16 protein-coding genes are annotated in these 17,574 nt (G+C 58.2%); all 16 read left to right on the top strand.

From position 1 onward, the window contains the following. The first annotated feature begins 120 nt into the window (after window positions 1-120). Window positions 121-1,011, top strand: a complete 891-nt coding sequence (locus AO068_RS24160) for an NAD(+) kinase (protein ID WP_003409651.1) — start codon at window positions 121-123, stop codon at window positions 1,009-1,011. Next, entirely contained in the window at window positions 1,011-1,982 is a 972-nt protein-coding gene (locus tag AO068_RS24155) for a metallophosphoesterase (RefSeq protein ID WP_054098078.1), read from the top strand. Before AO068_RS24160 ends, AO068_RS24155 begins: the two co-directional genes overlap by 1 nt. Then, window positions 1,979-2,851, top strand: coding sequence for a rhomboid family intramembrane serine protease (locus tag AO068_RS24150; protein ID WP_058409671.1), 873 nt, complete (start codon window positions 1,979-1,981; stop codon window positions 2,849-2,851). The genes AO068_RS24155 and AO068_RS24150 overlap by 4 nt, the downstream gene beginning before the upstream one ends. 28 nt (window positions 2,852-2,879) lie before the next feature. After that, entirely contained in the window at window positions 2,880-3,140 is a 261-nt protein-coding gene (locus tag AO068_RS24145) for a YeaC family protein (RefSeq protein WP_002554502.1), read from the top strand. Continuing rightward, the gene (locus AO068_RS24140) at window positions 3,137-3,970 is read left to right on the top strand and encodes a DUF2797 domain-containing protein (protein WP_004665926.1); all 834 of its coding nucleotides are present in this window, start codon (window positions 3,137-3,139) and stop codon (window positions 3,968-3,970) included. The genes AO068_RS24145 and AO068_RS24140 overlap by 4 nt, the downstream gene beginning before the upstream one ends. Before the next feature lie 12 nt (window positions 3,971-3,982). Beyond that, entirely contained in the window at window positions 3,983-6,649 is a 2,667-nt protein-coding gene (gene pepN / locus AO068_RS24135; RefSeq protein WP_058409670.1) for an aminopeptidase N, read from the top strand. A gap of 230 nt (window positions 6,650-6,879) precedes the next feature. Further along, the gene (locus AO068_RS24130) at window positions 6,880-7,533 is read left to right on the top strand and encodes a YjfI family protein (protein ID WP_058399911.1); all 654 of its coding nucleotides are present in this window, start codon (window positions 6,880-6,882) and stop codon (window positions 7,531-7,533) included. 26 nt (window positions 7,534-7,559) lie between these two features. Then, window positions 7,560-8,267, top strand: coding sequence for a PspA/IM30 family protein (locus AO068_RS24125; protein ID WP_058399912.1), 708 nt, complete (start codon window positions 7,560-7,562; stop codon window positions 8,265-8,267). 30 nt (window positions 8,268-8,297) lie between these two features. Further along, entirely contained in the window at window positions 8,298-8,852 is a 555-nt protein-coding gene (locus AO068_RS24120; RefSeq protein WP_058399913.1) for a rhomboid family intramembrane serine protease, read from the top strand. A gap of 82 nt (window positions 8,853-8,934) precedes the next feature. After that, window positions 8,935-9,600 carry a DUF2491 family protein gene (locus tag AO068_RS24115; RefSeq protein WP_058409669.1) on the top strand — a complete coding sequence of 222 codons (666 nt, stop codon included), beginning with the start codon at window positions 8,935-8,937 and terminating at the stop codon, window positions 9,598-9,600. 13 nt (window positions 9,601-9,613) lie between these two features. After that, window positions 9,614-10,039 carry a DUF350 domain-containing protein gene (locus AO068_RS24110; RefSeq protein ID WP_004657435.1) on the top strand — a complete coding sequence of 142 codons (426 nt, stop codon included), beginning with the start codon at window positions 9,614-9,616 and terminating at the stop codon, window positions 10,037-10,039. Window positions 10,040-10,066: 27 nt separating this feature from the next. Further along, window positions 10,067-10,813 carry a DUF1190 domain-containing protein gene (locus AO068_RS24105; RefSeq protein WP_058409668.1) on the top strand — a complete coding sequence of 249 codons (747 nt, stop codon included), beginning with the start codon at window positions 10,067-10,069 and terminating at the stop codon, window positions 10,811-10,813. A gap of 11 nt (window positions 10,814-10,824) precedes the next feature. Then, a complete protein-coding gene (locus AO068_RS24100; RefSeq protein WP_058409667.1) occupies window positions 10,825-11,982 on the top strand; it encodes a glutathionylspermidine synthase family protein in 1,158 nt (385 codons plus the stop codon). A gap of 505 nt (window positions 11,983-12,487) precedes the next feature. Continuing rightward, entirely contained in the window at window positions 12,488-13,843 is a 1,356-nt protein-coding gene (locus tag AO068_RS24095; RefSeq protein WP_058409666.1) for a DUF1329 domain-containing protein, read from the top strand. Window positions 13,844-14,075: 232 nt separating this feature from the next. Further along, entirely contained in the window at window positions 14,076-15,119 is a 1,044-nt protein-coding gene (locus AO068_RS24090; RefSeq protein WP_058409665.1) for a WD40/YVTN/BNR-like repeat-containing protein, read from the top strand. A 27-nt stretch (window positions 15,120-15,146) separates the two neighbouring features. Then, window positions 15,147-17,537, top strand: coding sequence for an efflux RND transporter permease subunit (locus tag AO068_RS24085; protein WP_058409664.1), 2,391 nt, complete (start codon window positions 15,147-15,149; stop codon window positions 17,535-17,537). The last annotated feature ends 37 nt before the right edge of the window (window positions 17,538-17,574 follow it).

Genomic DNA, 17,574 nt, shown 5'->3' with positions numbered 1-17,574 from the left:
TGATTGAAGCGCTTCGTGATGAGGCGTTTCGCTTGATCTTTACGTGCCGGTTTGCTGCTACCGGGCCGTTTCGCCCATAATCGCTGTTTTAAGTCGTCTCGAAACCGCAGCAGGAGCCTCATGGAGCAATTTCGCAATATCGGCATCATCGGTCGCCTGGGCAGTGTTCAGGTGCTCGAGACCGTTCGCCGACTCAAGAGATTCCTGCTGGACCGCCACCTGCACGTCATTCTCGAAGAGACAATCGCCGAGGTCCTGCCCGGTCATGGCCTGCAGACTTCATCGCGCAAGATGCTCGGCGAGGTCTGCGACATGGTCATTGTGGTCGGCGGCGACGGCAGCCTGCTGGGCGCAGCGCGGGCGCTGGCCCGGCATAACGTTCCGGTGCTGGGTATCAACCGTGGCAGCCTGGGCTTTCTGACCGACATTCGTCCTGACGAGCTGGAGGTCAAATGTGCCGAAGTGCTCGACGGGCATTACCTGGTTGAAAACCGCTTCCTGCTACAGGCCGAAGTGCGCCGCCACGGTGAGGCCATCGGTCAGGGCGATGCGCTCAACGACGTTGTGCTGCACCCCGGCAAGTCCACACGCATGATCGAGTTCGAGATCTATATAGACGGTCAGTTTGTGTGCAGTCAGAAGGCCGATGGCCTGATCGTCGCCACGCCGACCGGATCGACAGCCTATGCGCTGTCGGCGGGCGGGCCGATCATGCATCCCAAGCTCGACGCCATCGTCATCGTGCCGATGTACCCGCACACCTTGTCCGGGCGGCCCATCGTGGTCGACGGCAACAGCGAGCTGAAAATCGTGGTGTCCAAGGACATGACCATTTATCCGCAAGTGTCCTGCGATGGCCAGAATCACTTTACCTGCGCACCGGGTGACACCATCACGGTCAGCAAGAAACCGCAGAAGCTGCGTCTGATTCACCCGCTGGATCACAATTATTACGAAGTCTGCCGCACCAAGCTCGGCTGGGGCAGCAAGCTCGGCGGCGGGGGCGATTAATGCTCGATCCGGCGCGTGGCTACGATCTGATCGGTGACGTGCACGGGTGCGCCCATACCCTGGAGCACTTGCTGGAGCTTCTCGGCTACCGTCTGCAGGCTGGCGTCTGGCGTCACCCTGAGCGTATTGCAATTTTCCTTGGCGACATCATCGACCGTGGCCCGCGCATTCGCGAGTCGCTGCATATCGTCCGCGATATGGTTCAGGCCGGTCATGCCCTGTGCATCATGGGCAACCATGAGTTCAACGCGCTGGGCTGGATGACGCCAGCCTTGCCGGAAAGCGGTCATGAGTTCGTACGTGAGCACACCCCGCGTCATGCCCGGCTGATCGGCGAAACCCTGGCGCAGTTCGAGCGCTACCCGGATGAATGGAGCGAGTTCGTCAACTGGTTCTATGAGCTGCCGCTGTACATGGACGCCGGTCGTTTCAGGGTGGTGCATGCCTGCTGGGATGCGACTCTGATCGATCCGTTGCGCGGCCTGCATGGCACCGGTTGTATCGACAAGCATTTTGTCCAGGCCTCGGCAGTGCCCGGCAGTTTCGCCAGCAATGTGTTCAACCGTCTGCTGCGCGGCACCGACATGCGTTTGCCGCATGGTCTGACCCTGACCGGCGGTGACGGGCTGACCCGCGAGTTCTTTCGTACCAAGTTCTGGGAAGATGACCCGCAGACCTATGGCGACGTAGTATTTCAGCCCGACGCGCTGCCTGAAGGCGTAGCCAAGACCCCGCTGTCCACGTCGGAAAAAAACGCATTGCTGCGTTACGGTATCAATGAGCCGCTGCTGTTTGTCGGTCATTACTGGCGCAGCGGCGTCCCTGCGCCCATCCGTCCGAACCTGGCCTGTCTGGATTACAGCGCCGTGCTCTACGGCAAGCTGGTCGCCTATCGGCTGGACCAGGAAACACAGATCGACCCGGACAAATTCGTCTGGGTCGACGTGCAGCGTCCCGAGGTTTCAGAATGAGTGCTGTTGCAGTCCTGCGGTTGCCGTTGACCACCAACCTGAGCGGCTTTGTCAGCCTGTTGCAGCGCTTGCGGATTCCCCACAGGGTCAGCGAAGAGGCTGGCGAGCAGGTACTTTGGGTGCCGGATGCGCCGCAACTGGCCGATGAGGTGCGCGACTTGTACACGCGCTTTCCTGAAGGGGACGAGCATTTTCAACTGGCGCAAGACGCCCCAAACGTGACGTACAAGTCGCCGGGCCTGATCGAGCAGCTACGCAACAGCCCGGTAACGGCCCTGGTATTGCTGGTCACCCTGCTGGTGGCGGGCATGACGCTGCTGGGCGACAACCTCGAAGTCATCCGCTGGCTGACCTTTCAGGATTTCCGGATCAGTGGCGAGTACGCGACGTTTCTGCCGTTGTCCGACAGCCTGGCCGCCGGGCAATGGTGGCGGATCGTCTCACCGATGCTGATTCACTTCGGCATCCTGCACCTGGCCATGAACGGCATGTGGTTCTGGGAACTGGGCCGACGTATCGAAATTCGTCAGGGCAGCCTGTCTTTATTGCTGCTCACGCTGCTGTTTTCAGCTGTTTCAAATTACGTGCAATACCTGTTCAGCGGCCCGAGCCTGTTTGGCGGGTTGTCCGGCGTGCTCTATGGCTTGCTCGGTCACTGCTGGATCTTTCAGTTACTGGCGCCCAACCCGGTCTACCGTCTACCACGTGGGGTATTGATCATGATGCTCATCTGGCTGGCGCTATGCCTGTCCGGCCTGGTGAGCATGCTCGGTTTCGGCGAGATCGCCAACGGCGCGCACGTCGGCGGTCTGATCATCGGTTGTGCTACCGGCCTGGTTGGCGGTGCGATTGCGCGCCGCAAGTCGTAAAATTACCCGCTATTTTCTGGAGTGCGCCATGTCGTCTTTTATAGAAATGATCGAAAACATCACCCCGGATATCTACGAGAGCCTGAAGCTGGCTGTGGAAATCGGCAAATGGTCCGACGGCCGCAAGCTTACTCAGGAACAGCGTGAGCTGTCGTTGCAGGCGCTGATCGCCTGGGAAGTGCAGAACCTGCCGGAAGACCAGCGCACGGGCTACATGGGGCCGCAGGAATGCGCCTCGAAATCGGCCCCGGTGCCCAATATCCTATTCAAATCGGATGCTATTCATTGATCGAAATTGGTCGCGGAGCAGTCAACAAAATGTCGGCGCGTCAGGATGATGCGTCATGTGTGCAATACGCTTTTCGCCTGGGCGAGACCGAGATCGCGGTCAACCCGCTGATTGGCAAGACGTTGCGTCTGGAGTTTCTCGGCGCCATTCATTGCAGTCATTGCGGGCGCAAGACCAAGTCCAGCTACAGCCAGGGCTACTGCTACCCGTGCATGCTCAAGCTGGCGCAATGCGACATGTGCATCATGAGCCCGGAAAAATGCCATCACGATCAGGGCACCTGTCGCGATCCGGCATGGGGCGAGCAGTTCTGCATGACCGATCACATCGTTTACCTGGCCAACTCGTCAGGCGTGAAGGTCGGCATTACCCGCTCTACGCAGTTGCCGACCCGCTGGCTGGACCAAGGCGCGAGCCAGGCGTTGCCGATTCTGCGCGTAGCCACCCGTCAGCAGTCAGGCTTTGTCGAAGACTTGCTGCGCAGTCAGGTGGCCGACCGTACCAACTGGCGTGCGCTGCTCAAAGGTGATGCCCAGCCGGTCGATCTCAAGGCCATTCGCCAGGAATTGTTCGACAGTTGCGGCGCGGGCTTGCTGGGATTGCAAGAACGATTCGGTCTGCAAGCCATCCAATTGCTACATGACGCCGAGCCTGTCGAGTTTCGTTACCCGGTCGAGGCGTATCCGACCAAGATTGTCAGCTTCAACCTGGACAAGAACCCGATTGCCGAGGGCACGCTGCTGGGGATCAAGGGCCAATACCTGATTTTCGATACCGGCGTGATCAATATTCGCAAGTACACGGCCTATCAGCTGGCCGTGCATCAGTAGAAGGATTCCAGCATGCGCACCGAACAACCGAAAATGATTTACCTGAAGGACTACCAGGCTCCCGAGTACCTCATCGATGAGACGAACCTGACCTTCGAACTGTTCGACGACCACTCGCTGGTCCACGCCCAACTGGTCATGCGCCGCAACCCCGAGCGCGGCGCAGGCCTGCCGCCGCTGGTGCTGGACGGTCAGCATCTGGAACTGATCTCGGTCAAGCTGAGTGACGTGGAGCTGAGCGCTACGGATTATCAGCTGACAGAAGATCACCTGACGCTGCATCCGCAAGCCGAAAGCTTCACGGTCGACAGTACCGTGCGCATCCATCCGGAATCCAACACCGCACTGGAAGGCCTGTACAAGTCCAGCGGCATGTTCTGCACCCAGTGCGAGGCCGAAGGCTTCCGCAAGATCACCTATTACCTCGACCGCCCCGACGTGATGAGCAAGTTCACCACCACGCTCAGCGCCGACAAGCAGAATTTCCCTATTCTGCTCTCCAACGGCAATCCGATTGCCAGCGGCGAAGAGGAGGGCGGACGGCACTGGGCTTCGTGGGAAGACCCGTTCATGAAGCCTGCTTACCTGTTCGCGCTGGTAGCCGGTGATCTGTGGTGCATCGAAGACACCTTTACCACCATGAGCCAGCGGGAAGTGACCCTGCGCATCTATGTCGAGCCAGAAAACGTCGACAAGTGCCAGCACGCCATGACCAGCCTGAAGAAATCCATGCGCTGGGATGAAGAAACCTACGGTCGTGAGTATGACCTGGACATCTTCATGATTGTCGCGGTCAACGACTTCAACATGGGCGCGATGGAGAACAAGGGCCTCAACATCTTCAACTCCAGTGCCGTGCTGGCGCGTGCCGAGACTGCGACCGATGCCGCGCATCAGCGGGTCGAAGCGATCGTTGCCCACGAATACTTCCACAACTGGTCGGGCAACCGCGTGACCTGCCGTGACTGGTTCCAGCTGTCGCTCAAGGAAGGCTTCACGGTGTACCGCGACGCCGGTTTCTCGGCGGACATGAACTCGGCCACGGTCAAGCGTATTCAGGACGTTGCTTACCTGCGAACTCACCAGTTTGCCGAAGACGCAGGCCCGATGGCCCACGCAGTGCGCCCGGACAGCTTCATCGAAATCTCCAATTTCTACACCCTGACCGTTTACGAAAAGGGTTCGGAAGTGGTTGGCATGCTCCACACCCTGCTGGGCGCCGAAGGCTTCCGCAAGGGCAGTGATCTGTATTTTGAACGCCATGACGGCCAGGCCGTGACCTGCGACGATTTCATCAAGGCCATGGAAGACGCCAACGGCGTCGACCTGACCCAATTCAAGCGCTGGTACAGCCAGGCGGGTACGCCGCGTCTGGCGGTCAGCGAGTCGTATGACGCTGCTGCGAAAACCTACAGCCTGACTTTCCGCCAGAGCTGCCCAGGTACGCCAGGCCAGCCTGGCGATCAGAAACAGCCGTTTGTGATTCCGGTCGAACTGGGGCTGCTGGACAGCAAAGGCGGCGAAATTGCCCTGCGTCTGGCGGACGAAACCGCAGCTGCCGGCACCACGCGAGTGCTCTCGGTCACCGAGTCCGAGCAGACTTTCACCTTCGTTGACGTTGCCGAAAAGCCACTGCCGTCACTGCTGCGCGGTTTCTCTGCGCCGGTCAAGCTGAGCTTTCCGTATGACCGCGATCAACTGATGTTCCTGATGCAGCACGACAGCGACGGTTTCAACCGTTGGGATGCCGGTCAGCAACTGTCGGTCCAGGTATTGCAGGAACTGATCGGTCAGCACCAGCAAGGTCAGCCACTGGTCATGGATCAACGTCTGATCACTGCGCTGGGCACCGTGCTGGCGGATGAGCGTCTGGATCAGGCGATGGTCGCAGAAATGCTTTCGTTGCCGGGCGAAGCTTATCTGGCCGAGATCAGCGAAGTGGCGGATGTCGATGCCATTCACGCCGCTCGCGAATTTGCCCGTCAGCAACTGGCCGACGGCCTGTTTGACAGTCTGCTGACGCGCTACAAGGCCAACCGCGAGGTGTCCAGAGCCACGCCATACGTCGCCGAGTCCACGCATTTCGCCCGTCGCGCGCTGCAGAACATTGCGCTGTCGTACCTGATGCTTAGCGGCAAACCTGAAGTACTGGCGGCGACCATCGACCAGTTCGATACCAGTGACAACATGACCGAGCGCCTGACTGCGCTGGCGGTGCTGGTCAATTCGCCGTTTACGGCCGAGCGCGACAAAGCGCTCGCCGTGTTCGCCGAGAACTTCAAGAGCAACGCGCTGGTCATGGATCAATGGTTCAGCGTCCAGGCGGCCAGCACCCAGCCGGGCGGCCTGCAACGCGTGCAGGAGCTGATGAAGCATCCTGCATTCAGCATCAAGAACCCGAACAAGGTGCGTGCCCTGATCGGTGCATTCGCCGGGCAGAACCTGGTCAACTTCCACGCGGCTGATGGCTCCGGCTACCGCTTCCTGGCGGATCTGGTGATCGAACTGAACGCCCTGAACCCGCAGATCGCTTCTCGCCAATTGGCTCCGCTGACACGCTGGCGCAAATACGACAGCGCCCGTCAGGCGCTGATGAAAGCCGAGCTGGAGCGCATCCTCGCCTCCGGCAAACTGTCGGCGGACGTGTATGAAGTGGTGAGCAAAAGCCTGGCTGAATAAGGGTTGCCCAGTGCCTGACAGGCACTTGTGAGANTGTCCGCTGATGCGGACAGCGCTTTTTTTTGGAGTGTGCGTCGCCGTGCGGTGTTTTGACTATCGTGCCAATGCTCCGCGTGGGAACGAGAATTTTTGGTGTCCATAAAAATCTCACATGTGATGCGTATCTATCTTCAAAAACATCTGATACGTTGCTTACCTGATTCACGGCCAGCAGCAAGGGGGAAGCGCCAATGCCTCGTAAAACCCAGGGCGACAACGCAGCGGTCCCGGCCAAGGTTTCCAAGAGCTCCACTGATTACATGCGTGAAATGCGTCTGCGACTCAAAGAGGCGGGGCTGGTCAAGCGGGAATTCTGGATCCGGCCCGAGAACGTCGATGCCCTGCGTGGCATTGAAAAAGCCTTAAGACAGCCCTTTTTGGGCGACAGAATAAAACTGGAGGATTTCATGACCGAGAATACCCACTGGACCATCAGCTCTTTGCAGAAGGCGCTTTGCGAACTGGAGCTGGTGACGAATGGAAAGATCGAGCTCGATGTAACCGAGGGTGATGCCTCGGGCATCAGGCTGACCATGGCCGAGTATGGCGATCTGCCGATTTACATCGCGGTGGAAGGCGAGCAGATTCTGGCCGACGCGACCTTGATCGAAGTGAACAAGATCAAGAACGTGCAGGCGTTCAACGACGTCGTTCTGCGCAGCCGCGATCTGTTTCCGCTGTCATCGGTCGGTATCGAAAAGCTCGGTGACGGTCAGGAAGTCTACTGCCTGTTTGGCGCTTTAAGCGCAGCATCGTCGCTCACCGTAATCGTGCAGGAAATCCTTACCCTCGCGGACAACGTGATCCGTGCGGCCGACGCTTTTGAAGATCATTTCATCTACTGAACAGTGCTGTCAGGCGGAGAATATTCATGACTACGAGTATCTGGAAAAAACTGGTGACCGCCGTTCGTGGTGGCGCTTCCGAAGTGGGCGAGTCGATTGCCGATGCCAATGCCATCCGCATTCTGGATCAGGAAATTCGTGACGCCGAGAACGCGCTGGTCAAGGCCCGCGACGGGCTGATCACCATCAAGGCCAAGCACAAACTCTCGGCACAGCGTCTTGAAGAGCACGCCACCAGCATCGCCAACTGGGAAGGCCGCGCCATGCAGGCTCTGAACAAGGGTGAAGAAGCGCTGGCTGTAGAGTGCGCGAACAAGATCGCCGAGATCGAGGCCCTGCGTGATCAGGAGCAGGAACTGGCCGATCAGTTCAACAAGCAGGTCAGCCTGCTGCAAGAGCAGGTGGTCAAGGCCGAATCGCGAATCAAGAGCCTCAAGCAACAGGTCGAGATGGCCAAGGCCCGTGAAACCGTGCAAAAAGCTCGCGTTGCAACGGCCACTGCAACCGGTGGTGCCAGTGGCGCAGTCGAAACCGCAGTAGGGTCGCTGGCGCGTCTCAAGCAACGTCAGGATGAACAGGACGCCAAGCTCGAAGCGGCCGAAGAACTGGCCAGCCAGTCCAGCGGCAGTGACCTGGAGCGTCGTCTGCAGGATGCCGGTATTGGTGCCAAAAGTGGCGGTGCGCAAGATGTACTGGCGCGTCTGAAAGCCAAAAACCAGACGCCGGCTCAGTAAGTGACGCAACAGGGCAGGCGAGGATGTTGAATGGAGTTTTCCAAACGACTCAAGGTCATCCTCGCCCTGTCGGCAGTTATGATTGCGGTGCAAGTGCTGAACTCGATCACCGGCAACGGCCTGATTCATTTCGGTATCATTCCGCGCAGCGCGACCGGGTTGCGCGGCATTGTGTTTGCGCCTTTTCTGCACGGTTCGATTCAGCACTTGCTCAGCAACCTGCTGCCGTTCATTGTGCTGAGCTGGCTGGTCGCAACTGAGGGTGTCAGGCGTTATGCGTGGGTCGCCGGGCTGGTCTGTCTGCTGGGCGGGCTGCTGGTCTGGAGCTTCGGTCGCAGCAATATCCATGTCGGTGCGAGCGGGCTGATTTTTGGTTTGTGGGCTTACCTGCTCGCGCGGGCATGGTATCAGCGCAGTATCGCCAGCGTGCTGGTCGCGCTGTTGGTACTGGCCGGTTACAGCGGACTGGTTTTCGGCTTTGTCCCGGTAGCTGGCGTATCGTTTGAATCACATATTGCCGGCGCACTGGCGGGTATTTGTGTAGCGTGGCTGATGCATTCCAGAGCGTTGCTGGCGCAGCAGTGAGCCAGTCTCGTGAACAGGGTGTGTTTATTCCGGTTAAAGACATGTCCATACCGGCTCCAGTCGACTTCAAGGGAATTGCACTATGAGTTGGTTCAAACGTGCTATGGGGCTGGAAGCACCCAAGGCATCAGGTCGTGACGGCGTGCAACCCGTCAGCACGGTCAGTCCGTTAGGGTTGGCGTCCGGTCGCATGTTGTGCCTGGACAGCTCGTTGAAGCTGTTGCTCGACGAGCATTCGCAAGTGGTTGTCCCAGACGATGAAAAGGTCTGGGCCGTGGGGCGCGTAGATCTGGGCCAGTCGATGGCGTTGCATCGCTTCTACCTGGATAACGAGGACTACTTCCTGCAGGTGGTCAGCAACGGCCCCAATCCGGAAGACGTGCAGGACATCATTCTGTTCGGTTACTACAGCGCCGAGCCGATCACCAGCAAGGATGAGTTGCTGCGCCTGACCGGTCCGTCGTCGAAGATCGGCCTGCCTACCTACGAACACGATGGCGAGGTATTCGAACGGCAATGGGGCACGTCGCCCGGCCAGACCGAGCTGACGCCGCTGGATGAGGATATTGTCAGCCCTGATGCTGCGTATCGCGTCAAACACCTGAGCATGCTGTATGCCCGCGAAACGGGGCTGATCAACCGCCGTGAGTTTCTGCTGTTTTCCGTCGAGGAAGACGAAGAGGGCAGCATTACCCTCACCACGGCCGTTGGCATAACGCTGCAATCCACTGATATCAACGTTCTTTGACAAGGAAATCTTCATGATCGACGCGCTGCGTATGTCGCTCAATGCCCCTGCCGTGATCGGCTTCATCATGTACATTCTGGTGGCGGCCATTCTGTTCGCCCTTTTCCAGTTCATCTACAGCAGGATCACGCCGCACAAGGAGTTTGCGCTGATTCGCGAGAACAACAGTGCTGCCGCATTGGCGTTGGGTGGTTCGCTGATCGGTTTCGCACTGCCAGCCAGCAACATCATCAGCTACAGCATCAGCATTCTGGATGTGATCGTCTGGGTAGTGATCGCAGCTGTTGTGCAACTGCTGGCGTTCGGTGTTACCAGCCTGGTGCTCAAGGGCCTGTCGACACGTATTGCCAAGGGCGAAATGGCTGCCGCCATTTACTCGGCCAGCGTCGCAATCAGCGTCGGTCTTCTCAACGCAGCCTGCATGACCCCTTCGGTCTGACGGCAGCCTTGGACAAGGAGACTCACGATGAGACGCAGTTCAGTAAAGCTGGTACTTGCCAGCACGCTTCCGCTGGCCCTCGCCGGGTGTGGCCCGTCGGAAGACAAGGATACTTTCAACGCGCAGGCCAACTTCAGTTCGGTGCAGGAATGCGTTGATGCCAAGGTACCGGTAAATGTCTGTTCGGATGCCTACATGCAGGCGCTGTCCGACCATCGCCGCATAGCGCCGACCTATGATGACAAGGCGTCTTGCGACGCGGACTTTGTACCGGATTATTGCCAGGTCACTTCGGATGGCAAGTACATGCCGAAACTCGGCGGCTTTGAGCTGGGTTTTTCCGGGCGTGTTCCCAAAGAGGCGCTGGACCGGGCCAATCAGGAAGTCGCCCAGTCCGCTCCCGCAGGCATGAGCGGCACCACCGGGCTGATGGCTGGTCTGCTGATCGGCAATCTGCTCAGCAATGGCTTCGGCAACAATCGCTATTACTCGCAACCTATCTACCAGACGCGCGATGACCGCGGCGGTTACTACAGCTCGTCCTTGCCAAGTCAGATTGATCGCGGCAAGACCTTCGGCCGTTCGACCCAGGCGCAATCCAGTTCCGATCGCAGCTATGGCAAGAGCACGCTGGGGCGCAACCTGGGCAGTTCGGGCTCCGGCTCGTCCTCGGTGTCGTCGACCATCTCGCGCGGCGGCTTCGGCAGCCAGGCCTCGGCACGCAGTGGCTGGGGCGGCAAGAGCAGCGTTGGCAGCAGCAGTTTCGGAGGCTGACGGTCCGGGCCATGAAAAAGATCAGTATCGAGGAACGCCCGGACTGGCGCGCCACGGCGGAACGTGAAGGGTTCAACTTTCACACCATCGACGGCGAGCGCTATTGGGATGAGCGCGGGTATTATCTGTTCACCGAGCAGCAGATTACCCGCGACCTTGAAGTGCCTACCCAGGAGCTTCACCAGATGTGTCTGGACGCAGTCGCGCGGGTGGTGGACAGCGAAGAGTTGTTGCACCGGCTGGCGATTCCGGACGCGTTCTTTGATGTGATCCGCACGTCATGGAAGCAGGGGCATCCGCACCTTTACGGGCGCTTCGACTTTGCCTACGACGGCACGGGCCCGGCAAAGATGTACGAAATCAATGCCGATACGCCCACCAGTCTGATGGAAGCCGGTGCGTTTCAGTTGCTCTGGCTGGATGAGCAGATGGCGCGCGGCGTTCTGCCTGCGCATGCCAGCCAGTTCAATTCGATTGCCGAGGATCTTGTTCGGGCGTTTGCCGAGTTTCCGGGGGCGAGCCCGTTCTACTTTTCGGCGATGTCCGGCTCTGTCGAGGACCGTGGTACTACCGATTTTCTGCGGCGCATGGCTGCGCACGTGTGCATTGATGCTCGGCATATCGATATCGAGGACATAGGGCTCAGTGCCGAGGGCCGCTTTGTCGACCTGGACGGACGCTGGATCGAGCGGCTGTTCAAGCTTCACGCCTGGGAACATATCTTTCACGAGGAGTTTGGCCAGCACGTTCCAGCCAGTGGCACTCAGTTCGTTGAACCTGCCTGGAAGTCGATTCTCAGCAACAAGGGAATTCTGCCGTTGTTGTGGCAGTTCAATGAAGGCCATCCGAACCTGCTGCCTTCGCGTGTCGATCAGGACCCGAGCAGACCGGTTCCCAAAGGCTGGGTGCGCAAACCTTACTTTTCCCGCGAAGGTGCCAACATCGAAATGCGCACGCCTGGCGATCAGGTGATTTCAGTTGATGGGCCTTACACTGATGCGCCTTATATTTTGCAGGCGTACTCGCCGCTGCCGCGATTTGGTGAAAGCTACACGCTGATTGGCTCGTGGGTCATCGGCGACCTTGCCTCCGGAATCGGCATTCGTGAAGACGACAGTCTGATCACCAAAGACACCAGCCGGTTCCTGCCCCACGTCGTTATCGACTGAACGCTGCTTACCCTCAATAAGTGTTACTTGTCCAATACACGTAACACTCTCGCTGTTACCGAACGTTTATAGAGCCCGCAATGACCGGCATCAATCGGTGACTAGTCTGATGTTATGTCTGACAATCAAACAGACTGTGCTCGTGTTTTTAATGCTGCCCATACAGAAGGTCCATTAATTAACTGATCTGTACCGGCTCTGTAGAGTGATCTGTATGTTTGCGCTTATTGGCATTTGCGTTGCATTACCGTGAGCGACTCTGAGTGCCCGTTTCATTGGCACATAGTGTGCGGTATCGCACGTGCAAGAAGTCTCCTACAGGCACTTGCCTGACCGACACAGTGTTCGTGAGATCAATAATAACAGTGGCTGTTTTATCCGTTTAAAAGTTTGATGGTCGAACAGTCAATCTATACGCCTCTCACAACACTCCGTTTACATCGTAAACACTATCGGCCTGAACGTCAGACACTGGTTACGGACAGGCCACGCAAGGAGAGCCAACATGCTCATGAAACAACTGCCGGGGTTCGCGCTGGCGATGCTGCTCGCGCTCAACACCAGTCTGGCAGCTGGCGCTACGCTGCTCGGAAGCCGCCTGACACCGCTGGGAGGCGAGGTGTCGGGTAACGCAGCAGGGACCATCCCGCCCTGGCGTGGCGGAATCACCCGGCCTCCGCCCGGATACAAGGGCTCAGGCACACGGCATGTCGACCCGTATGCTGCAGACAAGCCCCTGTTCACTATTACCCACGCCAATATGCAGCACTATCGCAGCTACCTGACACCTGGGCAGGTGGCGATGTTCGAAACCTGGCCTGATAGTTATCAGATGCCGATATACACCACCCGACGTTCCGGGTCGGCACCGCAATGGGTATACGACAACACACGCCATAATGCGCAAAACGCCCGGTTGATCGGTGGCGGTAACGGTTTTGTCGATGCCTATGGCGGCATTCCATTTCCTGTTCCGGAAAAGGGCATTCAGGCCGTGTGGAATCACATTGCCCGCTATCGCGGTCATTACGTGGTACGGGGGACTTCGGAGGTCGCCATACAGCGTGACGGCAGTTTCAAATTGAACACCTCGCGTCAGAAAGTGCTGTTCCGCTTTTATGACCCTGCGGGCAGTTTTGCCAGTCTGGACAATGTGCTGTTTTATTACCTGTCGTTTATCCAGTGCCCGACACGTATGGCCGGTTCTGCCGTGCTGGTCCATGAAACACTTGATCAGGTGCAGGAGCCTCGACAGGCGTGGGCTTACAGTGCTGCGCAGCGTCGGGTAAGACGGGCGCCGAGTCTGGCTTACGACATGCCGATCCCGGCCTCCGAGGGGTTGCGCACCGCAGATGACACCGACATGTTCAACGGTTCACCGGACCGTTACGAGTGGACGTTGCTGGGCAAACGCGAAATCTATATCCCTTACAACAACTACCGGATATCCAGTCCTGATATTAGCTATCGACAGTTATTGCAGGTCGGCCACCTCAACCCGGCTTATACACGCCATGAGTTGCATCGTGTATGGGTGGTGGAGGGCAGGCTCAAACCTACCGCGCGGCATGTCTACTCTCGGCGCACGCTGTACCTGGATGAAGACAGCTGGCAGGCCGCAGTTGTCGATCAATATGACGGCAGAGGGCAATTGTGGCGGGTCTCCATGGCCTACCTGAAAAACTATTACGAGCTACCGACCACCTGGTCTGCACTGGACGTTTTCCATGACTTGCAGGCGCGGCGTTATCACGTACAGAACCTGGACAATCAGGAACCCGGCACCAGCGATTTTTCCCAGCCTGTGCCCAGTGTAAATGCCTTCAAACCCGCCGCATTGCGTCGTCGGGGTATTCACTGACGAGCGTCTGGCGAAACTGGGCAATCAACCATCGTGATGATCCATCAATCACATTCGTGCGCTTAACAAAAGATAACGACATGTTGATTGTCAGGCATTTGCAAAACTGCCTAGGATGAACGGTCTTCCACACAGGTAAAGCCGGACGGCTGTGGACGTCCGGGTCAATACGAGCCGGTTGATACACGCAGTCGATAACAGCTACCTGATAATAATAAGAGCGGAGAAGTCCATGCGTGATCCTGTCCATCGACGCATCCGGTTATGCGCGGGTCTTTCCCTGGCGATTTTTACTTCATGTTCCTTTGCGGTATCTGCAATGGCCGACTCTGCATCGACTTCAGCTGCTGCTGCGGGCAAGGCTGTTTACGCTGTCGAATCGGCCAGAGCCTCACGCGGTTTGTTGCTGGATGTCGCCCATGCTGGCGCGCGTCTGGTCGTGGTGGGTGATCATGGGCATATCCTGTTCTCCGATGATCAAGGCAAGACCTGGAGCCAGGCTCGCGTGCCGACCCGCCAGCTGTTGACGGCTGTGTTTTTCGTGGATGAACAGCATGGCTGGGCCGTGGGGCATGACGCCCAGATACTGGCCAGTAACGATGGTGGCAAGAGCTGGAGCAAGCAGTTCGAGGACTTGAAGCGCGAGGCACCGCTGCTGGACGTCTGGTTCAAGGACCTCGACACCGGTTTTGCCGTGGGCGCTTACGGTGCGCTGTTGAGCACCGTTGATGGCGGTCAGCATTGGGAGGATGTCAGCGAGCGGCTGGACAACGAAGATCAGTATCACCTGAACAGCATTGCTCAGGTGAAAGACGCAGGCCTGTTCATTGTCGGTGAGGCGGGCAGCATGTTTCGCTCAAGTGACCAGGGGCAGACCTGGGAGAAACTCGAAGGCCCCTATCAAGGTTCGCTATTTGGCGTGATTGGCACGGCCCAGCCTTCTACGCTGCTGGCTTATGGTTTGCGCGGCAATCTGTTTCGTTCCAGCGATTTTGGTGAAAGCTGGCAGCCCATTGAACTGAAGGACGCACGCGGCCCGGTCGAGTTCGGTCTGGCCAGCGCCACATTGCTGGGCGACGGTTCGCTGGTGCTGGTCGGTAACGGCGGTAGCGTCATGCGCAGCAGTGATGATGGCGAAACGTTCGAGGTCTTCAATAGGCCCGATCGCATCTCGCTGGCCGGGGTCACCGGCAACCTTCAAGGCAATCTGATTCTGGTAGGACAAGGCGGCGTGCGCGTCACCTCGCCGACGGGCGCCGATACGACCCAACAATAAGACCTTTCAGGGCGGGGACATTCCGGCATGAGCACTGTTCAACACACGCAACACTCGGATGAAAAGGCAACCTTCCTTGAACGCCTGATTTTCAATCATCGCCCCGCGGTGATTATCCTCTGTCTGCTGGCGAGTATTTTTCTGTTCTGGCAGGCCACGCAGGTTCGGCCTTCCACCAGTTTCGAAAAAATGATCCCGCTGTCTCATCCGTTCATTCAGAACATGATAAAGCACCGCAACGATCTGGCGAACCTGGGCAACACCGTGCGTATCTCCGTCGAAGCGGTGGATGGCGATATTTTCTCCAAAGAGTACATGGAGACCCTGCGCCAGATCAGTGACGAAGTGTTTTACATTCCCGGCGTGGACCGCTCCGGTCTCAAATCGCTCTGGAGCCCCAGCGTGCGCTGGACCGAAGTGACGGAAGAGGGGTTTGCGGGGGGCGAAGTCATACCGCAGAGTTACAACGGCTCTGACGCCAGTCTGGATCAGTTGCGCAACAACGTGCTCAAGTCCGGGCAGGTCGGGCGACTGGTCGCCAACGATTTCAGGTCGAGCATCATTGATGTTCCGCTGCAGGAGTCTTACCCGGACCCGGCAGACCAGGGCACGTTGCTGGCGCTGGACTACCAGCAATTCTCTCATCAGCTTGAAGAGAAGATCCGCGACAAATACCAGGCACAAAACCCCCATATCAAGATTCACATCGTCGGTTTCGCCAAGAAAGTCGGCGACTTGATCGACGGTCTGTTCATGGTGGTGATGTTCTTTGGCATCGCGTTCCTGATCACTCTGGTATTGCTGATCTGGTTCACCCGTTGTATCCGCAGTACCGTGGCGGTTCTGAGTACCACGCTCATTGCGGTGATCTGGCAACTGGGGCTGATGCACGTCGTCGGCTTCGGTATTGACCCGTATTCGATGCTGGTGCCGTTTCTGATTTTTGCTATCGGCATCTCTCACGGCGTGCAGAAAATCAACGGTATCGCCCTGCAATCCAGCGAGGCCGAAAACGCGCTGACTGCTGCGCGTCGCACGTTTCGCCAGCTGTTTCTGCCGGGCATGATCGCCATTCTGGCTGATGCCGTCGGGTTCATTACTTTGCTGATCATCGACATCGGCGTGATCCGCGAACTGGCCATCGGCGCTTCCATCGGCGTTGCGGTGATCGTGTTCACCAACCTGATTCTGTTGCCTGTGGCCATTTCCTACGTGGGTATCAGCAAAAGGGCGGTGAGCCGTAGCAAGCAGGATGCGGTCTGCGAGCATCCTTTCTGGCGACTGCTGTCGAACTTTGCCAGTGCCAAAGTCGCGCCGGTGTCGATTGTGTTGGCGTTGCTGGCCTTCGGTGGCGGGCTCTGGTACAGCCAGAACCTGAAGATCGGTGATCTGGACCAGGGCGCACCTGAGCTGCGCCCCGACTCGCGCTATAACAAGGACAACGCGTTCATCATCAATCACTACTCGACCAGTTCCGATGTGCTGGTGGTCATGGTCAAGACAGCCCCCGAAGGCTGCTCGGCGTATTCGACTATGTCAGCGATCAACGAACTGGCCTGGAAGATGGAAAACACCCAAGGCGTGCAGTCAGCCATTTCGCTGGTGACCGTTTCCAAGCAGGTCATCAAGGGCATGAACGAGGGCAACCTGAAGTGGGAAAGCCTGTCGCGCAACAAGGACGTGCTGAACAACTCCATCGCCCGCGCTGATGGTTTGTACAACACCGACTGTTCCCTGGCCCCGCTGCTGGTATTCCTCAACGACCATAAAGCCGAAACCCTGGACCGTGCCGTACATGCCGTGCAGGACTTCGCCAAGGAGAACGACACGCCGGACCTGCAGTTCCTGCTGGCCGCAGGCAATGCCGGGATCGAGGCCGCGACCAACGAGGTCATCAAGCAGTCCGAGCTGGTCATTCTGGTGCTGGTCTACCTCTGCGTGGCAGCCATGTGCATGATCACTTTCCGCTCATGGGCCGCGACCCTGTGCATCGTGCTGCCGCTGGTGCTGACCTCGGTGCTGGGCAACGCGCTGATGGCGTTCATGGGCATCGGCGTCAAGGTCGCGACCTTGCCGGTTGTGGCGCTGGGAGTGGGGATTGGTGTCGATTACGGCATCTACATCTACAGCCGCCTGGAAAGCTTCCTGCGCGCCGGTCTGCCGCTGCAGCAAGCCTATTACGAAACCCTGAAGTCCACCGGCAAGGCCGTGCTGTTCACCGGTCTGTGCCTGGCTATCGGCGTGTGCACCTGGATCTTCTCGGCGATCAAGTTTCAGGCCGACATGGGCCTGATGCTGACCTTCATGCTGCTGTGGAACATGTTCGGCGCACTGTGGCTGCTGCCCGCGCTGGCACGGTTTCTAATCAAGCCGGAGAAGATGGCGGGGAAGGTGGGCAATTCATTGTTTTCGCATTAAGGCTGTGGCGGCCTGTAACTCTGGGTCCTTTTAACTA

It is taken from the genome of Pseudomonas sp. ICMP 3272, assembly GCF_001466905.1.
Classification (GTDB): domain Bacteria; phylum Pseudomonadota; class Gammaproteobacteria; order Pseudomonadales; family Pseudomonadaceae; genus Aquipseudomonas; species Aquipseudomonas amygdali.
This window is presented reverse-complemented; position numbering and strand designations above follow the sequence as displayed.